Raw genomic sequence first — 25,163 nt, 5'->3', positions numbered from 1 at the left:
GCTTGGCGAGTTTCCAATCACAAAATGAATAAAATTTCCGAATCCGCTAATCATTTGAGCGATGCTCAGAGCGTGCCACCCACTTCGAAACTGTAGGTCAGGCACAGCCTGACCTGCGGCTTTCCGCTTTCTGCCCTCGGCTTTCCATCCCCCTGTCCCCTCCCGTGCCGACTTTCCGTTTTAAGAGTGAGAGGCAGCACAACGCGGCCTCAACAAAACAAAAACAACATCACTCTAAGGAACAAAACCATGTCACGCTTCACTCTCACACTGATCGCTCTGGCTGCTCTGACAACCTTCACCACTGCTGCTCAAGCGGGTGGTTGCTCAAAGGGAGGCTACAAAAAAGGTTACGGCGGCAACTACGGTGGAAATTATGGTGGTCACTACGGCGGCGGAAATTACGGCTATAAAAAGACTTACCACAACGATCACTATGTGAAACCCGTATACGCCAAGCCAATCGTTCACGAAGTTGTGATTGAAAAGCCAGTCATTCATGAAGTGATTGTTGAAAAACCTGTCTGCCCGGCTCCACTCCCTTCCCTCGGCTTCTTCGGTGTGATGTGTCCTGAAGGGATGCTGATCAAAGAAATTCAGCCGAACAGCGAAGCTTGCCGTTTGGGTCTGGCACCTGGCGATGTCATCAAAATGTTCGACGATATCCGCATCATCTGCGAAGACGACTGGACTCACGCACTCAAGTGCTCAGGCAAAGTCGCCTGCCTCAAAGTGATTCCCTGCGGACAACACACCATCCTGGAGTTCCACGCACAGTTGGCACCTGGCCTGGCTTACTAGGAGCATTCTGCTCCACCGGGGGCGGAATAGTAGGGTGTGTCCTGACGCACCGGAATCAGGGTAGAATTCAATTCGAAAGCGATAAGTGAATCGCGGAGGTTTCATTTTGGATTTGAGAGTCAATAGCGAAGTCATCTCGGCAGCATGGTGCGTCAGGACGCACCCTACAACTGCTCCACCGGGGGCAGTCGCTTGAACGATTTGGGTAAAAAAACGATTCCAGTTGCTCCTGCAGAGCGTCAAACGAAAACGAAAACGGGCGAGTCTGAAAAAGACTCGCCCGTTTTATTGTCATCTTAACCCGACGCGTAAGCGAGGGGCAGGCAAGACTTGCTGATTGATGCCAAATGCTTCTCACAATACGTTTTTCAAAATGCGATTGAAGACACTCTTGAACCATGAATACCTGAATTGCAATTAGAACTCCGTCCCCTCGCTGACGCTTCGGGTTAAGATTGGAGCGACGGCGTTCCGCTTTCCGACTTCGGCTTTCGCTCAACAGGCCACGCGAAGTTGAGCCTCTTCGGCGTTCAGGGAGACAATCGCGATTCCCAGTTTATCAGCCAGCTCGAGAACCTCAGGTTCATCGATAATAATCGTTTGTCCGGCTTCGACTGCGAGCACGCGGCCACCGGCTTCCTGCATGGAGCGGAGGGTTTGAACACCGATGGTGGGGACATCGAAGCGATAATCCTGTTGGGGTTTGGAGACTTTCACGACGGTGAATCCACCTCGTTTACAAAGCTCTCCTGCTCGCAGGATCGCTTTGTCAGTCCCTTCAATCGCCTCGACAGCGATGACGGCTGTGTCGTTCACGATGACGGTTTGGCCAATATCAAGCCGACCCATTTCTTTGGCCATTTCCCAGCCAAAGCAAATGTCTTTCCACTGAGACGTGGTCGGTTTACGGCGAGTCAGAAATCCATGTTGCACGAGTAACTCCGGACAAAAATCGAGAGCAGAGGCAAAATGAATACGATCCCGTTCAAACTCGCGAATCACCGCCAGCAGAATCGTATCATCCTTTTTATTATCGCTGGCATAACGCAGCCACATATGCATCGTTCGCAAATCCGGCATCAGTCGCCAAAGTCGATTCGACTGAAAGAGCACTGTCTTTTCAATTTTACCGGCCATCACCACATGATCGACCTGGTTCCGTTTGAACCAGCGAATCGCCTGACCAATGCGTGCCAGGGGAACCGTCGAATAATTATGGCAATAATCAACCAGTTCATCGGGCACCATGCCGGCAACACCGAGTCCATGCAGTTCATAACCCTGCTTTTGAGCGGCCTGCGCAAAGACGATTGGAAATCGCCCAGCACCAGACAGCAACCCGACTTTTGTGCCGGGTGGCGGGGTCTGCTGACCTGCTTCAAAATGTCTTAAGGGAATGATATCGGCCATGATTTTGACTGGCTGGAATTTGTGTTGTGTGTTGTATACAGAATGACGAATGATGCGACTTAAGCAGCCGGGCGTAGTTTGATCGACTCTGGTGAATCTGTCTGCTGATCGAGTTTTTTCTGGACGGCGTCCATTTCTTTCTGCAGTTTTCGCAACGTCTGACGCATCTCTGGAAGTTTCGTCTGGGCCATCATAATTTTGGCCTGTTGTTCTTTAGGCAGAGCAGGGGCTCCCAACATGGTTTGACCAAGTTCGACATCTCGAAAAACGCCCGCCTGAGCCATGATGCTGGCGCCTTCTCCGATCGTCACATGATCGGCGATTCCTACCTGACCACCAAAGCGGCAGTAGTTCCCAGTCGTCACGGAACCGGCCATACCAACTTGAGACACGATGACATTGTGCTGACCAATTCGGCAGTTATGGGCGATCATCACATGGTTATCGATTTTAGAACCACGCCCAACAACCGTCGGCTCAAACATCCCTCGGTCTACTGTTGTGCAGGATCCAATTTCGACATCCTGTTCCAGAATGACCGATCCGTAATGCTCAATTTTATGAAATGCACCTTCTCGGAATTGATAACCGAATCCATCGGCTCCAATAACCGCTCCTGCATGAATGATGACGCGATCCTGCAGTTCGCAATTTCCGTAGAGCACAGAATTGGGATAAAGCTTGACATCTTCTCCCAAGGTAGAATTCTCACCGATAACGACGTTGGCATGGATTTGACAACGGGCTCCAATTCGGCAGCCGGCAGCAATGGATACGTGAGGACCAATATAGGCATCATGACTGATGCTTGCAGTGGGATCGATAATCGCACTTGGATGAATTTGGGGAGCCGGTTGAGTTGTCGTGTTTCGGAAATGCGGAATCAGCGAAATAAACTGAGTGAACGGATCGGCAGTCACAATGAGAGCTTCACCGGAAAATTGCAGTTTACCGGGGTCGCATTCTTCAGGGATCAGCACAATGCTGGCTGATGTATTAGTGAGCTTATGAAGCTCCCGGGCATCGCCCAGAAACGACAAAGTGCCTGATTTTGAGCTGGAAATTGCAGAAACATCGTCTGCGGTCGCATCCGGATTTCCATGCAGGATTCCGGAGACGAATTCTGCGATTTTCGCGGCTGTTAAACTCATCAGGCTCATCCTTGAGCATTACGCGGATATTCAGAACCGCTTGTGAGAGACTCTCCAGACCTTGTCCAAGGCCCTATTGGATTTGTATAGCAGGAAATCAGTAAAAATTGCAAGACAAAATCCCAAATGGCCCAAATGATGCTTGGACAGTCAGGATTTTGTAAGAATGACAATCGCTCCCAAGGGGACGATGGGAACAAGCCAACACTACGGAGAAGTAATTTTATCTTGAGGTAGGATATTCATTTTTGCATATTTCATAACAAGCTCTTCAGGAACTCCCTTTTCAAAAAGGAACTTCAAACGTTTGTGGCAGTCCAAATATCCCCGAGTAAGTCCCTGAGCGTAGTCTCCGTCTAATGTTTGAATCATCATTTTTGAGATAATTGCATCTCGATCTTCTTTAAGGACTTGATAACCTTGATCGATAACGCTTTGACTGCAACGCTCCCATCCATAAATAAAGCCTTTTGAATAACTTGCTATTGGACAGAAAACCATTCTCTGCAGCTCCCCGCCTTTTTCTTTCCTTATTTCCACTTCGTGATAAAGAGTTACCTGGTCAGGGTAATTAATCCGTTTAGGAAATTTCAATAAATTTTGTTCCTGAAGATCGTCAGCCATCGATTGCGAAACCAGAACGAACAGAGCAGTAAAAATCATCAGGATATTAAGATTCGTCGAATAAATTAGTGTGGATTTGTGATTAATCATTTATCCTCCTGAAAATTCTGTGCCTGGGGAAAAAGTCAAACAGATGGTCGTCTAATCCTCACCCAAATCCGCATGCTTGAGCTTCTCCCTGAGGGTCTGTCGATGAATTCCCAGAATCTGAGCGGCTTCGGTGCGGTTGCCTTTCGAGAGTGCAAGAGCTTCCCTCAACAAAGTGGGCTCGACTTCTGATAAAAATTTTTCGTAAAGACCTTCCATGCTGGCCGATTTCGCCTCGGATTGAACTTGCTCATTCCACCAGTGTTTAATGGCGGTGTTCAATTGAGAAGTAGAGCCGAACCCATCGCTGGTTCTTGTCATGGGTGGCGGAAAAGATTCCGCCGAGATTTCGCCAGATCGCGTGACAATGACGGCATGCTCGATCACATTGCGAAGTTCGCGGACGTTGCCGTTCCAGGGACGTGAGTTTAATTCCTTGAGTGCCGCAGAAGAAAGTTTGACCTCTCCAGCAGGATCAAGGGTTCTCATGAAATGTTCGGCCAGCAACGGGATGTCTTCTGTTCGTTCCCGCAGAGGAGGGATTTCAATGCGGAAGACATTCAAACGATAAAACAGGTCTTCCCGAAACATTCCTTCAGCGACCATCGTTTCCAGATTGCGGTTCGTCGCGGCTACGAGGCGAAAGTCAGAAGACTGCTGATCGTTTCCGCCGACCAGAGAAATCAACTTTGTTTCCAGGACACGCAGCAGTTTGATTTGCGTCGTCATTTCGATATCGCCAATTTCATCAAAGAATGCCGTCCCCTGATTGGCGGCTTCGAGCAATCCGTGCCGTTCGGTAACCGCCCCGGTGAATGAACCTTTGGCATGACCAAACAGTTCGCTTTCAATGACCGATTCATTCATGGCCGGCACACAAACGGGAATAAATGGACCGGCTGAGCGTTTGCTGTATCGATGAATGGCGGCTGCCACCAGTTCTTTTCCAGTCCCGCTTTCCCCGGTGATCAGCACAGGGACGTCACGCTCAGCGACTACGGCAATTTTACGAAAGACGGCCTGCATTGCTGGAGATTTCCCCAACAACAATTGACCTTCATCACCGGAAGTTGAGTCAACCTCGGTAGAGATCGCTCCCCGCTGCTTTTCTTCAAGAGCTTTGCGGATGACCTGAATCGCATCTTCAAGATTGAATGGCTTGGTCAGGTATTCAAAGGCTCCTCGATTGATCGCCTTGACCGCCGTTTCGAGATTCCCGAAAGCAGTGATCATGATGATCGGTGTGGAGCCGATGCGGGTTTGCAGTTGTTCGAGAGCAGTCAGCCCATCGATGCCGGGAAGACGAATATCCATCACCACCACATCCGGAAATTGCCGACTTGTGATTTCAAGGGCGTCTTCCGCAGTTGCAGTTGTTGTGATGATATGGCCATCTTCACTCAGAGCTTGTTCAAGAGCCCAGCAAATGGAGGGTTCATCATCAACGATCAGAATATTGCTCATCGGAGGGCTCTCGTAACAATGTTACTTGTACTTTGCTCGTTCTCTGGAACGAGATCGTTGTGGTGCACGACAATCGAGCACTTTGAATTAATCACAAGTCCAATCCAAAAACTCTGACAGGCTTACGATTGAAAAAGTCGACATAAATCATTTGAAAAGTATCTCCTGATCAGCCATGATGGAGAGCAGGCTATTCCCTTCAATACTCAACCTCTCTAATTATAGCCAACATTCATCATGTGCATAAAGGGTCGAATCGATGAGAACCGTATCTGCTGGCGTCTTCTGTTTGATACTCTCCTGGTTCGTTCAACCTTGCCTGGCACAACCGGCAGAGGAAGCCGGGGAGTTAGAAGATCAAGTCCTGATTCTCGATACTTTTTCCAATGTTACCGACGATGATGGCGAAGAATTGTATCGCTACTATCGGGGCGATGTCCTCTATTATGATCGCAAGGAAAAAGATCGCTACCACACGACCGACCCCGCTGGCTGGATTCCTGCAGAGGAAGTGATTGAACTCGATAAAGCCCTCTCGATACTCGCCTCTAGAAGTCGTCGCCGTCGCAATGATCCCGAAATTCTGGCGGATCGTGTCCTTGTCCATTTGGCTCGTGCTGAATACGACGAAGCAGAAAAGGTGGCTGCACAGGTCCTGGACCGACAACCGAATCAAATCAAGATGCTGGTCACCCGGGGTCTTCTCAATTTGGAGTTGCTGCAAATCGAAGAAGCTTTGGGAGATTTGCAACGGGCTTATGAACTCGATCCGGAAAACATACAGACGGTCCTGCTATTGATTCGCTGCTATGAAGACGACAGTGACTTTGAACAGATTTTAGAAATTCTTGAAGATGCGCCATTCGTGGTCGAAGACGATGCCGACCTGCTTATTGAGCGATCGTATGCTCAATGGATGATTGGTGAAGATGAAGCTGCGATCAAAAGTGCCGACCTGGCGATCGAATTGGGGACGAAACGCTTTGCTCCCTGGCATTATCGAGGGAATGCCTACATGTCGCTCAGGGAGTATGAGAAAGCGATTGCCAGTTACGATGAGGCGATTGATCGGGATGAAGACTCACTCAACTCTTATTACTTCCGGGCAGACTGTTACGCCGAGTTGGGCCAGCTCGACAAATCCATCAACGATTACTCGACGGTCATCGAAGCCGATGCGGAAGATTTCGATGCACTCAAAGCCCGGGGTCGGCTCTATCGAACTCAGGGAAAATATGAAGAGGCTTATGCCGATTTCGATTCAGTCGTCGAAAATGCCGATGCCGATTCGACAATCGCTGTAGCCCTCTTCCTGCGTGGCCTGGTCGCCGAGGATCTGGGGAAAAAGGAGCAGGCTCTGGATGACTTGGATCGCAGTATCGAACTCGATCAATCGACTTCTGGCCCTTTCCGGGAACGTGCCCGGATGAATTACGGTCAAAAAGGAGCTGAAGCTGCTGAAGTGGATTTGCTCAAAGCGGTCGAGGTCGACCCCGATGACAGCCTTGCCTGGCGGTTTCTTGCGGATTTGTATCGACTGGAACAGGTTCCTGAGAAATCACTCAATGCGTACACCAAAGTAATCGAACTCAATCCGTCCGATTCGGTCGCCTGGAATAATCGGGGATTGATTCAGGAAACCTTAGGCCGACGCGACCTGGCTCTGGCCGACTATGAAAAAGCAGCCGAGTTGCGACCGGGAGATCCGACTTATCACACAAACTCGGCCTTGATGCATCGTGCCAACGGCGACTTCGAGAAGGCTGAAAATCATCTGTTGACTGCGATTGAACAATTTAATTCTCAGGATCAAACGCAATTGGCGGAATTGCACTATCAGCATGGAGAAGTGCTCCGGTTTGCCAGAGAGTTCGATCAGGCAATCGGTCAGTATGAAAAGGCCATCAAATTAGATGCCAATCATGCGAACGCCTACAACTCCCGAGGAATCTGTTACGAAAATCAGGGAGAATTTGACAAGGCTCTTGAAAGCTACGATACGGCGATCGAACTGAATCCCGAGTCACCCATTATTTTAACCAATCGGGGAGACTCCTACCGTAAAACAGGCCAGAACGAATCTGCTTATGAAGATTATACCAAAGCCATTTCCATGAATGATCAGCTCGCACTTCCATACAATCAGCGGGGGCTGTTATTTATTGATGTTGGAGATTATCAGGCCGCGATTTCCGATTTCCAGGAAGCCTTAAAGCGAGACCCCAACTATGGCTCTGCACAGGGAAATCTGGCTGACGCACTGCGCTTTGATGGCGAATATGAAGAGGCAGTCAACGCTTATTCAAAGGCATTAATCTCGGCTCCGTTGAATCCAGGCCTGCTCTATGGTCGGGCGGAGTGTTATCGCAATCTGGGACGCCGCGCCGAAGCGGAAGCCGGCTATCAAACCGTTCTCGCTCAGGATAATACTCACGACCTCTCCTGGGTCGGACTGGGAGAATTGTATGAAGCGGTGGATCAATTCGAACGAGCGGTGCAGCAGTTCACAAAAGCAATCGAAATCACTCCGGACTATGAATTTGCTCTCTACCGCAGAGGGTTCTGTTTATCGATGATGCGGGAAGATCGCAAATGTATTGCCGATTTCGATAAAGTTCTCGAGTTGAATCCCGATCACGTCAATGCCCGTTTATTTCGTGCGAATTCCTACCGTGATCTCGGCGAGTTCGACAACGCACTGGTCGACTACGAACGAACATTAGAAGTCGATCCCGATTACGAATACGTCTATCTGGGAAGAGGTCGCTGTTATGAAATGATGGAACATTACGTAGACGCCGTTGAAGATTTTGGGCATGCGGTCAAAATTGATGAGAGCATGGCCAGTGCCTTTAACGACCGCGCCCGGCTATTGGCGGGAGTCACTGCCCCCGAAGTTCACAATCCGAAGTTGGCAGTTGCGGATGCTCGTCAGGCCTGCAAGCTCACTGAAAATACAAATGTCGGTTATCTGGAAACCCTGGCAATGGCTCTGGCAGCGGCTGAGGATTTTGACGAAGCCATTAAAACGCAACAGCAGGCCATCGATCTGGCCGAATCTCAGGGAGGCTACTCCAAAGAGTTCCTGCAGTCTGCTGAGGATCGACTCAAGCAATTTGAAAACGAAGAACCAATTGTGATTGCCACAACAACCAAAGATGGAAAATCCAGCAAATCGACTCCTTCAAAATCATCTGTAAAAAGCGGGGGACTGTTTGGAGGAGCCGGCAAACTACTGGGCAGACCCTCTGAAGAAAAACCAAGTCCGAAACGAGGCCAGAAACGTCAACCTCCTGCCAGCGACACCCCCGCTCCACCGGCAATATAAAACATATACAATAATCACATGCCGGATTTAGCAAGATACAGCATATAAGCACGAAACACATCAGCTGTTTGCATCAATAATCGTAACCCGATGCGTCAGCGAAGGGCCAATGTGGCATTCATGATGAGTTGCATATGTCCCTGGTGGACTGTTCCGCTCAAAGCTTCGAGTTGTGTGCCACTGGCTTCGCCAGTGCAAGTCGAGATTGAAATGAAGGACACACTCGCTTGCACTTCGTGCTTATCGTTATGAGCGCATGGCAAAAGGCCGATCAAAGACCGGCCTTTTCAAAATCTGGCGATACCTCATGCGAGGATCGTTATTCGTCCTTGGTCTTCTTCTTCTTTTTGCCGATGACAGTCCTGATCACTCGGACTTTAGGCAAGCCCACTGGGCTTTGACCTTCAATCCAGCGATCTTCGGCTTTCAGGAATGCAATACGTTCCCCACGTTTGAGAACATTTCGCGTCCGACGCATTTTGCTGCTGGCTTTGAGGCTGGGATCGAGAGACATTTGTCTACACCTTCATCAATGAGCGATGCAATCATCGCATTCAATTCACAATTCGAAAAATCAGAGCCGAGTATCCTAATCGGACTTTTCTCTCAACGCAAGCCACCTTCGCTGAGGAATTCCGCAATTCTTATCCAAAAACAACCTCTTATCAGCCTTCTGTTCTGTTCTCGACGTCTCTATGAAAATTGAAACTCGAGAAACTCCCGTGAATGACATTCACCATCATCCACGTTATTCTGCAGGGTAAACACAATTCGACTTTCAAATCAGTCAGGTTTTATGAGTCAACCCCGGGCCATGCCTCCTCTTCGAGTCATATCCAGAGAATACAACATCTGCCTTAAACACAGAAATGAGAACGGTTTAAAAAGATGGACTTCTTAACCATTCTCGCCACCATTGTCTTCACGATCTTCGCATTCGGATACGGAGCCTGTTTTGGCAGTTTTCTAAATGTAGTCGTCTGGCGCCTGCCGCGTCACATGCCGATTCTGCTCGCTCGCAGTCATTGTCCTAAGTGCAAACAGGACATCAAAAGCACCGACAACATCCCCATCTTCGGCTGGTTGCGACTGCGGGGAAAATGCCGGAATTGTCATTTGCCCATTTCCCCACGCTATCCGCTCGTTGAAACCGGTGTCGCACTCCTCTTTGCTGTCCTTTTTCTGCTGATCGTCGTCGCTCATGGCTTAACATTGCCAGCCAGCAATCTCACCGATCATCGCGGCAACTGGCTTTCCGAATTTCCGGGATGCCCGCTGCTCTACGTCTATCTCCACCAAATCACCCTCGGCTACTTCCTGCTCTCGCTTGCTCTGATCGACGAAGACCATCAAAAATCTCCCTGGACCTGGACACTCTTCGGCCTCATGCTGCACGGCTTCTGGATGCTGATCGAACCCTCCGTCGGCCAACTCGATTTCCTCGCCGCCACTCAGGAACCGCTCCAGCAATCTCATGGCTCACTCTCTCAAGCCGGCCTCCTCAGCTTTCTCGGCCTGACCTTCGCCAGCCTCTTCTCTCTGATCTTCCGCTGGCTCAAAGTCCCTCACCAATTCACAAATTGCACCCAGTCAATGATCTTACTCGGAGTCTTCCTCGGCCCCGTCGTCCTCTGCTGGTCCACCATGATCATGAGCGTCTCGATGCTTGTCCAATGGAACACAAAACGATTGCTCCCCAACAATAACAAAACTACTTCCGGAGCCGCCCTGCAACTCTTCCTCGCCTGGCTCCTGATCCTCTGCACCTGGAGATGGTGGCCGATGATTGATTGGGGGGCAATGTAGAATGGAAATTCATGACTTTTGTGAAGCAAACTTGTCATAAGATTGTTATTAATGACCAACAATAGAATGACAAGTGTTGATTTAACTGCGTGGCTAAGTCATTCAGGAATTCGACTTATTTTGAAATTACAAAGCATCTCCTCTCAAGTGGGGGCAAGTCACCCAGGCATCTGAATAAAGGGGTCTCTAAAATATTTACGCGATTCAAGATAATCAAACAGCTTCTCACCCTGTAATTCTATAAACCAAGAATGTCGAGGAATACCATATGAACAACGATTGGGATGATTTGGAAGAACAGGCACGAGAACGAATTATCAACAATTCGCCTAAATGCCTAAACCCTTTCCGTATTACACGAGTTGATGATCCGACTGGAAGATCCGATATCGATCTTGTCACGACCTGGGGCATCGCCTGTAAATGTGACAATAATATTGGTCAGGTACTCGGCTATTCCCTCAAAGACTTCAATAAGTCTTATAATGGCCCACTGCAATTCGTACGACCACTGCATTTTGAATGTGGAAAATGCGGCTTGGTTTCCTTAATTATAGATGAGCATGGATTTAATAGTGAAGTTGCACAAATAGAGGGCGGCATTGGTTCTGCGACCTATCGAGGCACTGGTGAGACCTCCCCATTTCATTGTCACATGTGCGAAGCTACTTCTTTTGAAGTGATGACTTCCTTCATCTATTCTGATGGCGCTTTCGATCTTTTTGTTGAAGCACCAGAATTGCCTCCAGAAAATTTTTTTGATCTCTTTGAAGCCCGTGGAAAATGCATTCAGTGTGGTAAAGTAAATGTAATTGCAAGTTTCGAAGGCTAGAGTGTTCCTGTTAAGGCAGGAGAGTGTAGTAGGGTCTCGAAAGATTCTTGCGGGGCGGCGCGGCCGTAAGATCCTTCCTGGACAACTCACTGTTAACCTGAACGTCTCATTGACTTCATCCACCTGCGGAAGGGGAAGATACAGTTTTTATATTTTGAGAGCGAATGGTGGAGCATCTTGTGCCTTCAGCACTCAACCGACAATGTCGGTCGGGCCACCCTGCTTGGTTCTTTTTCTACCTGCCTCAACGCAATCAGGTATTGAAGGACAAAGCAAGTACCGGTGGTTCGCCTTGTTCGATTAGACGCCAATTAACAAAAGCAGCACCTTCGATCAATGCCTCGTACTGTACAGGGTGATTGGCTTTAAGTTCGGAGGCATGCTCAACCTGAATCGTAACCACTTGACCCTTTTCGCAATGAATCGTGCTCATCCCCTCTTCTGGATCAGAAAGCGACGACATGCAATCAATCCATGCATTCATGTTACAGCCATAGAAATCCGGGAAACCGAAAGCATTGGCAAACACCCCATGGAATGAGTCCCAATCTTCCAATCTTCTACCGTCTATGACTACCAAATTCCGTTTCATGATTTTCCAGATATTACGGATAAGTTATGAAGCTGGGCCACCTGCCAGGAAAGATAATTTCCAGACGGATCGCATAGCATACAGGTTTTACGATGAGGCTTCGTCTCCATATGATTGTGAGTAATCGACTTTTCCATGTCCAGAGTTGCGATAACTGCCCGGCTCAGTCATTGTCGATACCAACTGATTTGAAATTTAATTGCATGTCCATAATAGATTGGGCAAGGCACCCGGCTTCTGGAGAAACGTTTGAATGGCAGAAATCGTATTAACAACCCAGAATGCCCGTTATTGGCATAGTGCATTCGGGCTGCGGTATCTGCTGGCGAATTTGCAGGAGTTGCAGGCGCGGGCGACTCTGTTGGAATTCGGGATCAAAGATGCCACCAACGAAGTGCTCGAAGCGATTCTCAGTGAACAGCCTGTGATTGTGGGCATTGGTGTTTACATCTGGAATATCGAGCAGGCCACAAAACTGGTGGCCGATTTGAAACAGGTCGCTCCCGAATTGATCATCGTGCTCGGTGGCCCGGAAGTCAGTTATGAATGGGACGACCTGCCGATCGTTGCCCAGGCCGATTATTTAATCACCGGGGAAGGGGATATTGCGTTCCGGGAATTGTGTCGGGACTTGCTGGCTGGCCGAAAACCGCTGGAAAAAGTGATCCCGGCTGGCATTCCTCCGCTCGCCGAAGTGCAGCTGCCGTATGAACTTTATACGACCGAAGATATTGAACATCGCGTCCTCTATGTCGAAGCCTCCCGCGGTTGTCCGTTTACCTGCGAGTTCTGTTTGTCGTCCCTGGAAATCCCAGTGCGGCAATTCGATATCGATCAGTTTCTGGCACAGATGCAAAATCTGTTTGATCGCGGGGCTCGTCAGTTCAAGTTTGTCGATCGGACGTTCAATCTCAACATGCGGTTCGGACAATCGATCCTGCAGTTCTTTCTCGATCGCTATGAACCCGGCTTGTTTCTGCATTTTGAAATGATCCCGGATCGGCTGCCGGAAAGTTTACGCGAGATGATCATGCAGTTCCCGCCGGGCGTTTTGCAATTTGAAATTGGCGTCCAGACGTTTAATCCTGAAGTGGGCAAGTTGATCAGCCGCAAGCAGAATGTAGACAAGCTGGAAGACAACTTCCGCTTTCTCCGACAACAGACAGGAGTGCACATTCACGCCGATTTAATCGTCGGCCTGCCAGGCGAGACGCTCGATAGTTTTGGAGCAGGTTTCGATCGGCTCGTCGGCCTGAACCCGCAGGAAATTCAGGTCGGGATCTTAAAGCGACTCCGGGGAACACCGATCACCCGGCACGACACCGAATGGGAAATGCGATACAGCCCGCATCCGCCGTATGAAATCCTGAGCAATCGCCTGCTCGATTTTGCCACCATGCAACGCATGCGACGCTTCGCCCGCTACTGGGACCTGATCGCCAACAGCGGCAACTTCACAGAAACCTGCGCTGCTATCTGGGAACAGACCGATTCCCCCTTCACAGAATTCCTGCGGTTGACCGATTGGCTGTATCAACAAATCGAACGTACCCACGCAATTCCACTCCCGCGCCTGGCCGAATTGCTGTTCAACTTTTTAACCCAGGTCCAGCAGTTGGATCCCCAATCGATCGCCGAACGCATCTGGCAAGACTACACCCGCGGCGGCCGCGAAGACCGCCCACAGTTTCTGAGAAAATTTGACTTGCCGTTGCCTCCACAGAAGAAGAAAAAACAATCAAAAACCCCCACACGTCAGGCCCGGCATGTAGCCGTGCAGGAGTGAGTTGTCGCGTAAGTAACCCCCAAAGGCGACCCAAGCCATAACTGACTCGGCTCGCCTCAATTGGAAGAAACGATCTGAAACACGAGTGGAGATAATGAATTTTGCTGGTCAACAGAAATTGAGAGCGCATGGTATAGCATCTTGTGCTTTCAGCACCCAACCGACATAGACGGTCGTGCCACCCACGTTCTTATAGGAATATGATGCTATTGGGAAGGGTCGGAAGTACTCTCCGGGGCTTCGCTCGAAGTCGACTCAGGGAGGGCCGCATTCTTTTTATGCATCTCCAACCCCAGCTCCTTGAGATCCTTGACTTCTTGGTCTCGTCGATCCTTATCGGCTTTGTACTGACGTGCCGCCTGACGTGCCGCGAAGTCATCGCAGCCCAGACCAAGTAATAATAACGAAGTGAGAATTAGAGTTTTATGCATTGTTACCAGGCCTTGATCAAAATGGTTGCAATTGAGTGAAAGTTGTTGCAACAGGATCCCCAGCATAGACCAGAAATTTCCCTATGAACAGCGGGTGGGAAATTGGGATTTTGTCATTTGTGAAAAATGATCAGGGTAATCCGTCAGGGTGGCCCGACCGACCAAGTCGGTTGGGAGCTGAAAGCACAAGATGCTCCACCGTTCGCTCTCCATGACTAGAAAACGGCATCTTCTTCCGCGGGTGGACGAAGTCCAAAGAGACTTGCAGATTGAGCGTGAGTTGTCCAGGAAGGATCTGATGACCTCGCCGCCCTGGAAAGAATCTTTCAACGCCACACGGGGTTGGCTTTATGGGATTGATTGAGACCTAATAAAGCCAGAAACCGCAGGGTGGCTTCATCTTGCCGCTCCGCGACCCAACCGACAAATTCGGTTAGGCAACCCGCGTCAAAACGAATCCTACGAAACTACCGATCTAATTCTCTAAGGTTGAAATTAAGCTTTGAAGCATTTCAAACTTTACATTTGCACCTGCGATCCAAGCTATTAATGCGGAAGCTCGATCTTTTGCAGAGGCATTTAAAGGTGGTATTTCGTTCTCAGGAGGATTCAGTCCAAAAACAAGCATGTTCAGCTGACTTGTTGATAACTTCATAATTCTATCAGCAACAATCATTCGCTGTTGGGGACTCTCCACTGTTTCATTTTTCTCAATATGTTTGGGAACATGCTCCAAATATTCTTGATACAAATTATTGCCCGAATCACTCCCTGGAAATTTCTCATTTACAAGTAAAGATGTAGGTCTGTTCTCACCACCTAGTGCACCCAGTAACATAGCTGTTGCAGACTCTTCAGACAATCCGAATAGATCTGCGTAGACAATTGATCCAAGGAGACCTTTCACTTTCACTTTCTCAATTCTTAATGGGACCAATTTTCGACTTTCACTAAGAGGATCATCTATAAACGCGGCCTGCCATTCTGCTGCAGCGCATTCAGAATTCAAATACTCTCTTGAAAGAACAGCAATCGTACGATCAGTGTTTTTGATTGCAAAATCCATTTTATTCACGAAATTTGATCCTGGCAGAAAGTCCTTATACTGGACGGTCACTTGATAACCTGCCTGCACAAGAACTTCTCCGATCCATTTTGCCCAAATTTCATCTGCTTTTGTATAGCTAATAAACACAGATTCCACGTTAGTCTCCTCTGCAGGATTGCCTGTAATTGATACCACATTCCAATTGGTAATTTCTCGTTGTTTTAGAAAATAATCAGTTGTAGATTTTCTGGGGCGATCAGTAGTAATCACTATAGCTGCCTCTTTCTTGTTGTCAACTATAGTTGACTCCAGGTTCATGAGTGACCTGTGATCATAAACAAACTTGAATTGAGGAATCGATCTTTTTTTGTTCCCATCCCCCCACCAAGCAAGAGTACACACCAACTTAACATCTTCAGCATTTAAACCATCAATTAGATGTCCATCTTTAATAAATAACTCTCTTCCGCCCACTGATATTGCTTTTGAAAATACGTTCATTAATTTTTGTATGTTGGTGACTTCAGTTTCATAAAAACCAAGATCATGCAAATGTCTCGAAACAAATAGCAGAATTCTGTCTCGAAAAAGATCACCTGCTCTTGTTACTTTCATTTTACTAAGCTCTTTTGCTTCTTCTCCATTATCCTCTTTAATCATTATGTAGTAGTTAGCTAAATCTGGCCAATTTTCGATTGCTAGCTCATATGCATATTTTACATCTTTTTTAGTAGGAGTGAATTGCTTATTTACTGGATGGTTTGGAGGAGGAGATAATTTTTGCCTTAGAAATTCATTTACACTATTTCGTAAATGTTGATCCTCCATTGAAATGAGCATGTCGCCAAATCTTTCAAATAGTTCTGGACGGTTTATCCAAGGAACTGATTGGGTAAGAAGGTTTTTGGGAGTAAGCAGTATGTGTTGAAACTGATGTTTTGGTAAATAGAACTTATCATCTATCCAGCGACCCAAATTGTAGTCAAATCTTACTCTGCGAATATGAAATAACTGTGCCTGTTCAGAAGTGAGATATTTCTTTGTGAAATTTTGAGTGAATTTCAATAAGTATTCATGACAGAGATTTGTGACAAAATCGCTTAAAGCGTCTCTTCCGGATCCACTGGAAAATAAAAAAAGGCGTTCTACGTGACTGCTGACTGAGTATTTTTCTTTACCAAAATCTTTTAATGGACCTTTAAGCCCAATAATTGCACCTTTGGAAAACTTCTGTCCTAATCCGTGACCTGCGTTACTTCCAACAGAATAACCCAACCAGTTCTCGCGGATCTCTGAAAAATGTAGCAGTTCTTTTTCATCGACCTGTGAAAAATTGCCTGATATTAACCGATCCCTCACATATGCTAAGTAGTCGTCCCTGCATAACCCTGTAAAGTCTTTTATTTTAGGGTTGCAGAGTCAATTCGGTTTGGTATTTTTGACCAGCTTTCTTTCGTTCCCTCTCAAAAGCTGGTCAAAAATGTTGCCGAAAAGTTCCCGTTCTGAACCGGATTTGTTCACTGTTTCGCTTAAAAAAGTGATTGATCTGGAGCATCCGCTCGTCAAACTGGCCGCTTTAATCGACTGGGATGCGATTCGTCGGGAAATTGAACCCGTTTTCTGTGACGACAATGGTCGACCGGCCACGGATGTGCGGGTTGTGATGGGATTGTTTTATCTGAAGTCCGCTTTCGACCAGAGTGATGAGCAACTCATCGAACGCTGGGTTGAGAACCCTTATTGGCAGTGGTTCTGCGGCTTCACTGTCATGCAGCACAAGCCGCCAATCGATCCCACCACGCTCTCCCGCTGGCGTTCGCGGCTCGGAGCCGAGCGTCTCGAAATTCTTCTGCAGCAAACGATTCACGTCGCCCGTCGCACAGGACAACTTCGCAAACCCCAGCTCGAAAAAATCAATATCGACACGACCGTCCAGCCCAAAGCAATCGCCTTTCCCACCGACGCGCGTTTGTATTTTAAAGCCGCCCGATCGCTGGTTCGATTGGCTCAAAATGCGGGAGTGGTATTGCGGCGATCGTACAAATTCACCAACAAAACTCTACTGGTGATGCAGGGACGTTACTCCCGTGCGAAGCACTACCGGCGCGCCCGCAAATGCGAACGCAAACTCCGTACGCACCTCGGCTGCCTTCTGCGAGATATGTCGCGGAAGTTGACCAGCATCACGAATTCGACGCACCGGGAAGCCCTTGAACAACTGCTGACAATCGCCTGGCAAATCTTCAAACAACAGCGAACCGACAGTCCGAAAGTCTACAGCGTCCACGAGCCGCACGTCGAGTGCATCGCCAAAGGGAAGGCGCATAAGAAGTATGAATTCGGCTGCAAAGTGAGTTTGGCGACCACGAACGCCAACAGCTTCATCGTCGGGGTACTCGCCCTGCATGGGAATCCCTTCGATGGCCACACGCTACAGCAGGCGATTGATCAGGTGGTGAAGATCACCGAGGTTGAGCCCGCACACATCATGGTTGATCGTGGCTATCGTGGCCATGATTATGAGGGATCGGGGAAGGTGCACGTAGCTGGACGGATCCCAAAAACAGCGACGCGGGCGTATCGGAAAATGCTCAAACGTCGCAGCGCGATTGAGCCAACAATTGGCCATCTCAAGAGCGATCACCGGATGGAGCGAAACTATTTGAAGGGTCGCGAAGGAGATCGCATCAATGCTCTGGTGAGTGCAATTGGCTACAACCTGCGCAAGCTCATGGCCGGGTTGGCCTGCGCTCAATTTTTACCCATCCTGGCCATCGACAAGCTGATAAATCAGTTATGTCAACTCATTCTTCCGAGACAAATCCCCAACAATAGGCAGTTTTTGACAAGCTCATTACGACACACATGAACAAATCAGATATCGAAACGTAAAATCTGGGTTATTCAGGGACGACTAAGTATGCCACAATATGGCGGTGAAGCTGCTTGTGTACTGTTTTCTTACTGTTGAAGATTAAGAATGGGTCAATAAATAATGGAAGATCACTAACTAATGAAATGTCAAAGACATTCTCTTTTGAGAGAGTTTTTTCAGGAATTTCAAATACTTCTGAGAAATACATATATCTATTTTCATCAAAAATGTTGTTGAGAGGGTCCCAGTAAATTTGGATCCATCATATTAAATATAAAACACAATGAAAATAAATTTCAGCATTCCATTTGTCATGCCAAATGGAATGCTGTTAAATTCTGAGATTCCCATGTAATTTTATTACAATGGAGGGAATTAATAATAGCAGGTTAACCCGACCAGTTTTGACAAATGTTTAATAATAGAAAAAAACATCTCTCAATACGCACTTCATGTGTATTTAATTGTAAATTGTCACGAGAGGAATGTCACGTGGCCAAATGATGGAGTTTTCGAGCGTTAGTCTCTGAATAAACTATATTTTTAACGGATGCATGGGGCCTGTCGCAGTAAAACTCCAAGTACATTAATCGAAACTTGGGGCTCAATTCGTTCAACCCCTGCCTCCTAGACCAAGCTAACAAAATGATCGGGTTACCAACTGAATTCCTACTCACAATGCATGCTCACACAAGTGTGAGCATGGCACCCGCTTAGGGAATAGACAGCACCAAATAAAAAAGCCACCCCTTTCGGAGTGGCTTTTTTTGTCTTATCAACTTGTCATCCCATCAATCCACAAATCGTTCTGGGTCGGCTCTAAAGATTTCCAGTGTTGACTGGCTGGAGAAGAGGAAGAGTCTTTCCTGGTACCAGACGGCGAAGTCGAGGCGGCCGGGTTGTTCGAGGCCGTGTTCGATGAACTGGACGATGTCGACGCCTCCGTGAGCGGGGACATACTGCAGAGGATTCGCTTCGAATTTCTGCAATGCGTCTTCACTCGAGAAGTAGTAGAGTTGGTCTTCGTACTCGGTGCGGAAGACGGGGTTGGCGTCGACCAGTTCGAGGGTGTCGCGAAGGACAACCGGACAGAATCCTTTGAAGCCGGTTGCATCGCCACGGGAAGCGATCAGTTGATACTTCTCCTGTGGTGAGCGGGGTTCGGCTGCAGCCGTAGAAATTTGAGCAGGACGAGCAGAGTCGGGAATCGTCAGCTGGTTTGGTTCTACGGACACAGTGGTTTCTGCAGGGACTTCAGGCACTGCAGCAATCACAGGACGCTGCGGTTGTCCATCGCGACTTCGCCACCCTTCATCGGAAACAGTCACTCGACCGGGCAAGTCGACTTTCCGTTCCACGAGGGAGGCTGATGGTGCCAAAGGCAGATTCGACTTCATTTCTCCTTTTAAAGGAGGTTGTTCGGGCAATTCTGGAACCTGAGCGATTTCAGTCGATTCGAGAACCTGGGGCTCTTCACGAACCGGGGTTTCTACGGCTACTTCAACGGGCTTTTCCACCGGCAATGGCATCGGCTCAACGCGAGCCGTTTGTTGCGGAGTTGGCTCCATGACTTCCGTTTCAACGACTTGGGGATCGAGAGCTTTCGGAGCTGGAACTTGCAATTGCTGTGGAGCCGACTCGTCAACTTCGTTTAAAGACGGAGTCTGAACCAATATGGGCTTCTCTGTTTCTGGACTGGCTGTCATTGCCGGAATATTGACCGAGCCTGGAAGTGGTGGTAAGAGCAAATCCAGATCGGAAACCGTATTCTTTGAGGCCACGGCTTCAGCTGGGGTTGAAACTTTACCCGGCATTGGTGGTGGCAACGGAGGTAACAAATCGATTTGAGCTGTTGTAGTCGCCTGAGCCGGTGCCGGTGCAGGAGATTTCGCAGTTTTCACTGGAGCAGTTTTCGGAATGCTCACAACGGCTGGAGCCGGCGCGACATCAGAAACCGGTGGCGGTGGGAGCAGTAAGTCGTTAGATACGGTGACCTCTTCGATCGCGGTGGCATTTCTGGAATCAACATACTGCGGCTCTTCAAGTTTGATGCCCAGCTTAGCCGCGTTCTCGCGGGAAAATTCTGGATAACTCGCAGGATCATTCCTGTTCTGACTACTTGATTTCCCCGTCAATTTGGAGATAAATCGCGAGAACATCGAAGGTGGCTTTGTGGGGATCTTCTGCGACGAAATCGGTGCTTCGGTTCGAGCCGTTTCGGTTCGCTTGGTCTCAAATGCGTAAGGGCTTAAATCGGGAGCTTTCTTACCATCTTTTTCGTAAAGATGATTCAACTCCTGCATCACGCTGGAAGGCGGAGTCGCCGGACGCGTTTGTTCGGCTGGAGCCGAGTAAGGCTCGTTTGACGGAATCGGTTGAGAATCAGGATCGTTGAAATCCGGCAGCGGATACGATTTGACCTTCTCGTTCGAATCGTTGTACGGTTTATTTGAAAGCCACGGCTTACTGAATTTTGGCCTGACTCCAGCTTCTGCACAAGAGAGTGCATTGAAGGAATTCGGGACGGGTAATAAAAAGGAAAGAACCAGGCTCGCAGTGGCTCCGCTGGACATGATCTTCTTGATTGCAGACATAACCGGTTCTCCGAAAAGTCACACTTATCGTTTGTTCAATTTATTGCGAATGGAATTCCGATGAACGAGAGACATTAATTTCTCTGCAGTTCTCACATTCCTCTTGAGCCAGTCAAGCACAGCCGTCAGTAGATTTGTGACAATCAGCACGACCGTTACAATTTCGCTCCCTGCTACTATCGTCACTCACCGGAACCGAGATACACATCGAAGCGGAGCCGGATAAGCATTCCAACCGTTTGGATCGGCAAGTGCGGCACAACCGGAATATCAGGCAGCATTCGCCAGGTTTATCCAGTTTGACATCTGAAGGATTAATGAGCAGTCGATTGTAATATCGACAACGGCAATTTTGACGAGAATCGATTCCTGAAAAGTGCAGGGAATCAAGCAGAAAACAAGTGTGAGCTGCAAGAGGAACCGATTTGGGCAGAGAAGCCGGAGGGTCATGAGAATGCTATTCTCTCAGTCGTTTTCTCTCGGCTAAAATATAAAGATGGAAAATGGCTGAGCGGGAATGACTTTATTTCCTGCTAATTTCTTCACACTCTGTCAGAAACGATCATGTCCAATCCACCGCAAAAACAGGATACCGGTCCAGCGACACTCGGGATCCACATGAAATGTTGTAATGTCTATATTTATGCTCGCATTAATGCGGTGAAGGATGCCTATGTTGGCTGGTGTCCGAAGTGTGCGAAACAGGTTCGGATCAATATTTCAAAAGAAGGTGGCTCTTCCAGCCGCTTCTTTGAAGCCAATTAGCATTTTTGTGCTATGTGCAGTCGGATGGACGTTCACAATCGGAAAACGTCTAACCGGAATAGGAATTGAATTAATTTCGAAAGTCCTTTAACGAAGGTGGCGGGGGCGCTCTCGAAGAGAAGACCCCGAATCGTTGAAGATTATGGGGCTTCCACTAAAGCGGAGCGCCCTCGCCACCCCGACTGATTTGTTTTCAATACGTTTTATCAAGCGTTTAATTTACGAGGCTGTTCTCCTGCCGGACGCTGACTTTGCATCGAATTGAGTTTACAGGTAAGTAATGACTGAGGACGTCTCAACTCCATCAGCCGAACATCATGAAGTTCGCTACGATCCGATCCACGGGTGGCCCGTGATTTTCGCCCCGCCGCGAGCAAAGCGACCGAATTCGATCCTTTCGCCAACGGCTCAATCGATTCCAGATTCCAATCCGTTTGCAGAACACAATGAGTATTTGACGACTCGCGAGAGTTACGCCGATCGTCAGCCCGACACAAAACCCAATACACCCGGTTGGCATGTTCGCATCATTCCCAATAAATATCCTGTACTCTCTGCGCCAGCAGGGGAACTCATTGACGAAGAATTGAGGACTCGGAATGAAGCGACAGGCTGCCATGAAGTGATTGTCGAGTCGCCTCACCCCGTTGCAAATGTTTGTGATTTGAGTGACGATCAGTTCCTGCGGATATTTCTCAGCTATCGGGCACGGCTCAAAGTGATTGCAAACGAGCAACGGTATGCTCATGTTACAATTTTTAAAAACCAGGGACGTGCAGCGGGGGCTTCTCAGCCTCATGTCCACTCGCAATTGATGGCGACCTCGTTTGTGCCACCGATGGTTTCAACTGAAGTGGAGTATTCCCGTCGCTATCAATTGCACATGGGATGCTCTTATTTTCAGGAGTTGATCAAGCAGGAGATTCAGCTCGGAACCCGGATCGTGTTGCAGACAGATGCCTTCTCTGTGTTTTGTCCGTATGCAAGCCGATTTGCATTCGAGGTGCATTTGCTGCCACTTCAACCGCAACCCCATTTTCATTTAGCGACAGATCATGAGGTCCGCGAAGCGGCTCATCTGATGAAACAGACTCTCGTTCGTTTGCAGAAATCGATCGGAGCCACTGAATTCAATTACATCCTGCATACGGCTCCATTCGCCGACGATTCCTCCAGCGGTTTTTGCTGGCATTGGGAAATCTACCCTCGCCTTTCGGGAATTGCAGGCTGGGAATTAGGTCAAGGGAGTTATGTGAATCCGATTTATCCCGAATTCGCTGCGGAGACTTTAGTGTCGGTTTGATTTTTCAATCGCGTCAAGTCGCTTGAGGGACTCACTCACTCGCTTGCGCTTCGTGTTTGTTAATTCGCAGGTCAGACAAGCCTGCCTGATCTACAACTCTTGCAAATCGCTCTACAGCAAATCGCTGAGCACGTGTGAGGCTTTGTCGGAGAGTTGTTGAATTTGGCCTTCGAGTTCCTCGGCATGATCAACCTGACCAGCTTCCCGGCAGACATCTGCTGTGAGTTGCATCAGTTCCACTGCAACTGGGGATTCTTCGCCGAGTTCAGAGCAGCGAATTGGCAGCGCTTTAGACAGGCACCGAGCGGCCTCGGAGTAATTATTTTGCCGAGCGTAGATCCGTCCCAACTTTTCCATCGCTTCGGCAACGAATGGATGGTCTGCGTGATGCTGTTCGCCGATTAATACAATCCGTCGATTCAGTAACGCAATCGTACGGGGATCGTGACCGATGTCTTCGGCCAGTTGCAAGGCGCGATCGACATAGAAATCTTCCATCGCCGCCGGGAATTCCAGCGTTTGCTGAATTTGACGAGCAGCGGCTGCGGCAAAATAAGAAGCCAGTCGATCTTTACCCAGACCTTCGTAAGCTTGAGATAACAAATCGTAGCATTCGAGTAATGTTAAGGAAGGAACAGAAACGTATTCCCGAGTAATGTTCAGCGCATTGCGAATGAGCTTGCGCGTCATTTTAAAATGTTTCTGGGCACAAACGACTTTCGCCTGTCGGGTCATCGCATAGGCAACTGGTAATGATCCTTCAGAAAACGTCTGGATGTATAACTCCAACGCCCCATTAGCGGATTGAACGCCCCGTTGCCCACGGTGAGTTTGTTGAAAATGGTCCGCCAGAGTGAAAATGGTATTTGCAACCAGCGGATGGTTGCGGACGAGTCGCTTATGCAGAATCTGCATTGCAGCCTGCAAGTGGACTTCTCGATTATTATCCAGGGGAGATAAATCGATCGTTGTTGGCGTGCGACCGAGCAGATATCGAAACCGTCCATCGTAAATACTGCCTGTCAGCTCGAATTCTGCAAGCATCTCGGGGAGACGCTTCATTTCGCTGTTGATGACATTGTCTTTCCCCAGCAGAATCGCAATTTCAAGTCGATGTAAATGGAGCTCAACTTTTAAACGGCCGGGGATTGTTGTATTCCCATTCAGGTCACGAGCCAGATGATTAATTTGAGCATCTGCAGAGTGATATTGCCCTTGATCCATGAGGAGACGGCACTGAAAAACTTTTCCCCTCAGATACTCAACCGAGCCTTGCGAGTCTTCTGCAAAGGAATTCAGGTAATCATCAATCTGCTCGGCTGCATGGGTGTATTCAAGGCATTCAATCAAAATCTGAGACAGATTATATTGTGATTGCCGAATCAGTTGATCGGTATTTGCAAAGCACATCCGACGCAGTTCCAGAGCTCGACGGTGATGATATCGGGCTTCGAGCATTCGGCATTGCAAACGACGTAATTCCGCCAGATTGTTATGCAATGTCGAGATTGGCGCAGGATTGTTGTTTGGAGTCTTGGTGTCATAATCGTTGATTGCGCATTGCCAGACATGGGCAGCATCTTCAATTCGATTTTCCGCAAGCAGAGCAGAGCCCAGATTATTCAATGCACGAATTCGCAACCCTTGAGAAGACGGAGTGTCCTCAATCAGGTTTCGTGTAAGCAGTCGGCTGATCGACTTGACGGCCGGCCATAAACGTGAACGTCCCAGGTTTTCACTCAATAATATCAGTTGACGACAATATTCTTCACGAATCGGGGCTTTGCTGTGGTTTTGCAGCAGGGAATCGACTTCCGTTTTTAATGTTCCCATTGCCCAGTCGAGACTGACCTCCTGTTTGGTTTGGGTCGCGATCAGTATCAGATTGCTGATCGCTTCGAGCCGGGGCAGAACTTTCTCGACATCGGATTTTGAAGACTGGACGAGAAAACTCTGGCAAGTTTCGCGGGCCTGGTCGAACTTACGTTTTTCAAGTAGCAGTTGGACCTGTCGTGACAATGGCCCCTGCTGAAGTTTGTTCAAATTCGATTGGTTAGCATCCAATGGATTACGATCAGTTAGAAAAGTGAGAATGTCAGATTTTGATTTCGAGCCAATTGAATCAGGTAAGCCCAATCCAATTGAAACTGTGAACCTTGTTCGACAAGCGTGGCCCCACTTGTGAATCCCGTACTCGGGCGAGTCATAACATAACCTCTTATGGAGGTTCGTGTGCTCATATTGTGGACATTTTTGATACAGGACA

The 25,163-nt window shown here is 48.3% G+C and carries 17 protein-coding genes and 1 pseudogene; 8 read left to right on the top strand and 10 right to left on the bottom strand.

Annotation, left to right across the window (positions count from 1 at the left end; all coding sequences use genetic code 11):
- The first annotated feature begins 249 nt into the window (after nucleotides 1–249).
- Nucleotides 250–801, top strand: a complete 552-nt coding sequence (locus Pan54_RS20980; protein ID WP_146505354.1) for a PDZ domain-containing protein — start codon at nucleotides 250–252, stop codon at nucleotides 799–801.
- Nucleotides 802–1,296: 495 nt separating this feature from the next.
- Here the strand turns inward: Pan54_RS20980 and Pan54_RS20975 are convergent, their stop codons facing one another.
- The 4 genes from Pan54_RS20975 to Pan54_RS20960 form a co-directional block, all read right to left on the bottom strand.
- Complete coding sequence (locus Pan54_RS20975; protein ID WP_146505353.1) at nucleotides 1,297–2,211, bottom strand: LpxI family protein; 915 nt, start codon at nucleotides 2,209–2,211, stop codon at nucleotides 1,297–1,299.
- Nucleotides 2,212–2,270: 59 nt separating this feature from the next.
- A complete protein-coding gene (lpxD, locus tag Pan54_RS20970) occupies nucleotides 2,271–3,362 on the bottom strand; it encodes a UDP-3-O-(3-hydroxymyristoyl)glucosamine N-acyltransferase (protein ID WP_165441894.1) in 1,092 nt (363 codons plus the stop codon).
- A 207-nt stretch (nucleotides 3,363–3,569) separates the two neighbouring features.
- Nucleotides 3,570–4,076 carry a hypothetical protein gene (locus Pan54_RS20965; protein ID WP_146505349.1) on the bottom strand — a complete coding sequence of 169 codons (507 nt, stop codon included), beginning with the start codon at nucleotides 4,074–4,076 and terminating at the stop codon, nucleotides 3,570–3,572.
- 51 nt (nucleotides 4,077–4,127) lie between these two features.
- Nucleotides 4,128–5,537, bottom strand: coding sequence for a sigma-54-dependent transcriptional regulator (locus Pan54_RS20960; protein ID WP_146505348.1), 1,410 nt, complete (start codon nucleotides 5,535–5,537; stop codon nucleotides 4,128–4,130).
- 259 nt (nucleotides 5,538–5,796) lie between these two features.
- Between Pan54_RS20960 and Pan54_RS20955 the strand changes: the two genes are divergently transcribed.
- A complete protein-coding gene (locus tag Pan54_RS20955) occupies nucleotides 5,797–8,865 on the top strand; it encodes a tetratricopeptide repeat protein (protein WP_146505346.1) in 3,069 nt (1,022 codons plus the stop codon).
- 319 nt (nucleotides 8,866–9,184) lie between these two features.
- On the opposite strand, the gene Pan54_RS20950 is transcribed toward Pan54_RS20955, so the two are convergent.
- Nucleotides 9,185–9,379 carry a small basic protein gene (locus Pan54_RS20950; protein ID WP_146505344.1) on the bottom strand — a complete coding sequence of 65 codons (195 nt, stop codon included), beginning with the start codon at nucleotides 9,377–9,379 and terminating at the stop codon, nucleotides 9,185–9,187.
- A 374-nt stretch (nucleotides 9,380–9,753) separates the two neighbouring features.
- On the opposite strand from Pan54_RS20950, the gene Pan54_RS20945 reads away from it, so the two are divergent.
- Nucleotides 9,754–10,671 carry an A24 family peptidase gene (locus Pan54_RS20945; protein ID WP_146505343.1) on the top strand — a complete coding sequence of 306 codons (918 nt, stop codon included), beginning with the start codon at nucleotides 9,754–9,756 and terminating at the stop codon, nucleotides 10,669–10,671.
- Nucleotides 10,672–10,939: 268 nt separating this feature from the next.
- Complete coding sequence (locus tag Pan54_RS20940; RefSeq protein ID WP_146505342.1) at nucleotides 10,940–11,503, top strand: hypothetical protein; 564 nt, start codon at nucleotides 10,940–10,942, stop codon at nucleotides 11,501–11,503.
- A gap of 253 nt (nucleotides 11,504–11,756) precedes the next feature.
- Here the strand turns inward: Pan54_RS20940 and Pan54_RS20935 are convergent, their stop codons facing one another.
- On the bottom strand, nucleotides 11,757–12,095 hold the full coding sequence (locus Pan54_RS20935; protein ID WP_146505340.1) for a barstar family protein: 339 nt from the start codon (nucleotides 12,093–12,095) through the stop codon (nucleotides 11,757–11,759).
- 253 nt (nucleotides 12,096–12,348) lie between these two features.
- Here Pan54_RS20935 and Pan54_RS20930 point away from each other — a divergent pair, with 253 nt between their 5' ends.
- A complete protein-coding gene (locus Pan54_RS20930) occupies nucleotides 12,349–13,881 on the top strand; it encodes a B12-binding domain-containing radical SAM protein (RefSeq protein ID WP_146505338.1) in 1,533 nt (510 codons plus the stop codon).
- A 206-nt stretch (nucleotides 13,882–14,087) separates the two neighbouring features.
- Here the strand turns inward: Pan54_RS20930 and Pan54_RS20925 are convergent, their stop codons facing one another.
- Both Pan54_RS20925 and Pan54_RS20920 read right to left on the bottom strand, forming a co-directional pair.
- Nucleotides 14,088–14,312: a hypothetical protein gene (locus tag Pan54_RS20925; RefSeq protein WP_146505336.1), complete on the bottom strand. Its 225-nt coding sequence runs from the start codon at nucleotides 14,310–14,312 to the stop codon at nucleotides 14,088–14,090.
- Between the two features lie 475 nt (nucleotides 14,313–14,787).
- On the bottom strand, nucleotides 14,788–16,635 hold the full coding sequence (locus Pan54_RS20920) for a toll/interleukin-1 receptor domain-containing protein (protein WP_146505334.1): 1,848 nt from the start codon (nucleotides 16,633–16,635) through the stop codon (nucleotides 14,788–14,790).
- A gap of 205 nt (nucleotides 16,636–16,840) precedes the next feature.
- Between Pan54_RS20920 and Pan54_RS20915 the strand changes: the two are divergent.
- Nucleotides 16,841–18,142, top strand: a pseudogene (locus Pan54_RS20915) (IS5 family transposase); the annotation flags it as partial.
- 884 nt (nucleotides 18,143–19,026) lie between these two features.
- On the opposite strand, the gene Pan54_RS20910 reads toward Pan54_RS20915, so the two are convergent.
- Nucleotides 19,027–20,829, bottom strand: coding sequence for a YHS domain-containing protein (locus Pan54_RS20910; protein WP_146505333.1), 1,803 nt, complete (start codon nucleotides 20,827–20,829; stop codon nucleotides 19,027–19,029).
- Between the two features lie 564 nt (nucleotides 20,830–21,393).
- On the opposite strand from Pan54_RS20910, the gene Pan54_RS20905 reads away from it, so the two are divergent.
- Together Pan54_RS20905 and galT are read left to right on the top strand one after the other, a co-directional pair.
- Complete coding sequence (locus tag Pan54_RS20905; RefSeq protein WP_146505332.1) at nucleotides 21,394–21,594, top strand: hypothetical protein; 201 nt, start codon at nucleotides 21,394–21,396, stop codon at nucleotides 21,592–21,594.
- 280 nt (nucleotides 21,595–21,874) lie between these two features.
- Nucleotides 21,875–22,897 carry a galactose-1-phosphate uridylyltransferase gene (gene galT / locus Pan54_RS20900; protein ID WP_146505331.1) on the top strand — a complete coding sequence of 341 codons (1,023 nt, stop codon included), beginning with the start codon at nucleotides 21,875–21,877 and terminating at the stop codon, nucleotides 22,895–22,897.
- Between the two features lie 111 nt (nucleotides 22,898–23,008).
- On the opposite strand, the gene Pan54_RS20895 is transcribed toward galT, so the two are convergent.
- Complete coding sequence (locus Pan54_RS20895) at nucleotides 23,009–24,916, bottom strand: tetratricopeptide repeat protein (RefSeq protein ID WP_165441893.1); 1,908 nt, start codon at nucleotides 24,914–24,916, stop codon at nucleotides 23,009–23,011.
- Nucleotides 24,917–25,163 lie beyond the last annotated feature (247 nt).

The sequence above is a fragment of the Rubinisphaera italica genome, assembly GCF_007859715.1.
Classification (GTDB): Bacteria; Planctomycetota; Planctomycetia; order Planctomycetales; family Planctomycetaceae; genus Rubinisphaera; species Rubinisphaera italica.
Note: the sequence above shows the minus strand (reverse complement) of the source record. Positions and strands in the feature narration are given on the sequence as shown.

Coding starts and splice junctions, on each gene's coding strand:
- Pan54_RS20980 (WP_146505354.1), top strand. CDS start 250: ATGTCACGCTTCACTCTCACACTGATCGCTCTGGCTGCTCTGACAACC.
- Pan54_RS20975 (WP_146505353.1), bottom strand. CDS start 2,211: ATGGCCGATATCATTCCCTTAAGACATTTTGAAGCAGGTCAGCAGACC.
- lpxD (WP_165441894.1), bottom strand. CDS start 3,362: ATGAGTTTAACAGCCGCGAAAATCGCAGAATTCGTCTCCGGAATCCTG.
- Pan54_RS20965 (WP_146505349.1), bottom strand. CDS start 4,076: ATGATTAATCACAAATCCACACTAATTTATTCGACGAATCTTAATATC.
- Pan54_RS20960 (WP_146505348.1), bottom strand. CDS start 5,537: ATGAGCAATATTCTGATCGTTGATGATGAACCCTCCATTTGCTGGGCT.
- Pan54_RS20955 (WP_146505346.1), top strand. CDS start 5,797: ATGAGAACCGTATCTGCTGGCGTCTTCTGTTTGATACTCTCCTGGTTC.
- Pan54_RS20950 (WP_146505344.1), bottom strand. CDS start 9,379: ATGTCTCTCGATCCCAGCCTCAAAGCCAGCAGCAAAATGCGTCGGACG.
- Pan54_RS20945 (WP_146505343.1), top strand. CDS start 9,754: ATGGACTTCTTAACCATTCTCGCCACCATTGTCTTCACGATCTTCGCA.
- Pan54_RS20940 (WP_146505342.1), top strand. CDS start 10,940: ATGAACAACGATTGGGATGATTTGGAAGAACAGGCACGAGAACGAATT.
- Pan54_RS20935 (WP_146505340.1), bottom strand. CDS start 12,095: ATGAAACGGAATTTGGTAGTCATAGACGGTAGAAGATTGGAAGATTGG.
- Pan54_RS20930 (WP_146505338.1), top strand. CDS start 12,349: ATGGCAGAAATCGTATTAACAACCCAGAATGCCCGTTATTGGCATAGT.
- Pan54_RS20925 (WP_146505336.1), bottom strand. CDS start 14,312: ATGCATAAAACTCTAATTCTCACTTCGTTATTATTACTTGGTCTGGGC.
- Pan54_RS20910 (WP_146505333.1), bottom strand. CDS start 20,829: ATGTCTGCAATCAAGAAGATCATGTCCAGCGGAGCCACTGCGAGCCTG.
- Pan54_RS20905 (WP_146505332.1), top strand. CDS start 21,394: ATGTCCAATCCACCGCAAAAACAGGATACCGGTCCAGCGACACTCGGG.
- galT (WP_146505331.1), top strand. CDS start 21,875: ATGACTGAGGACGTCTCAACTCCATCAGCCGAACATCATGAAGTTCGC.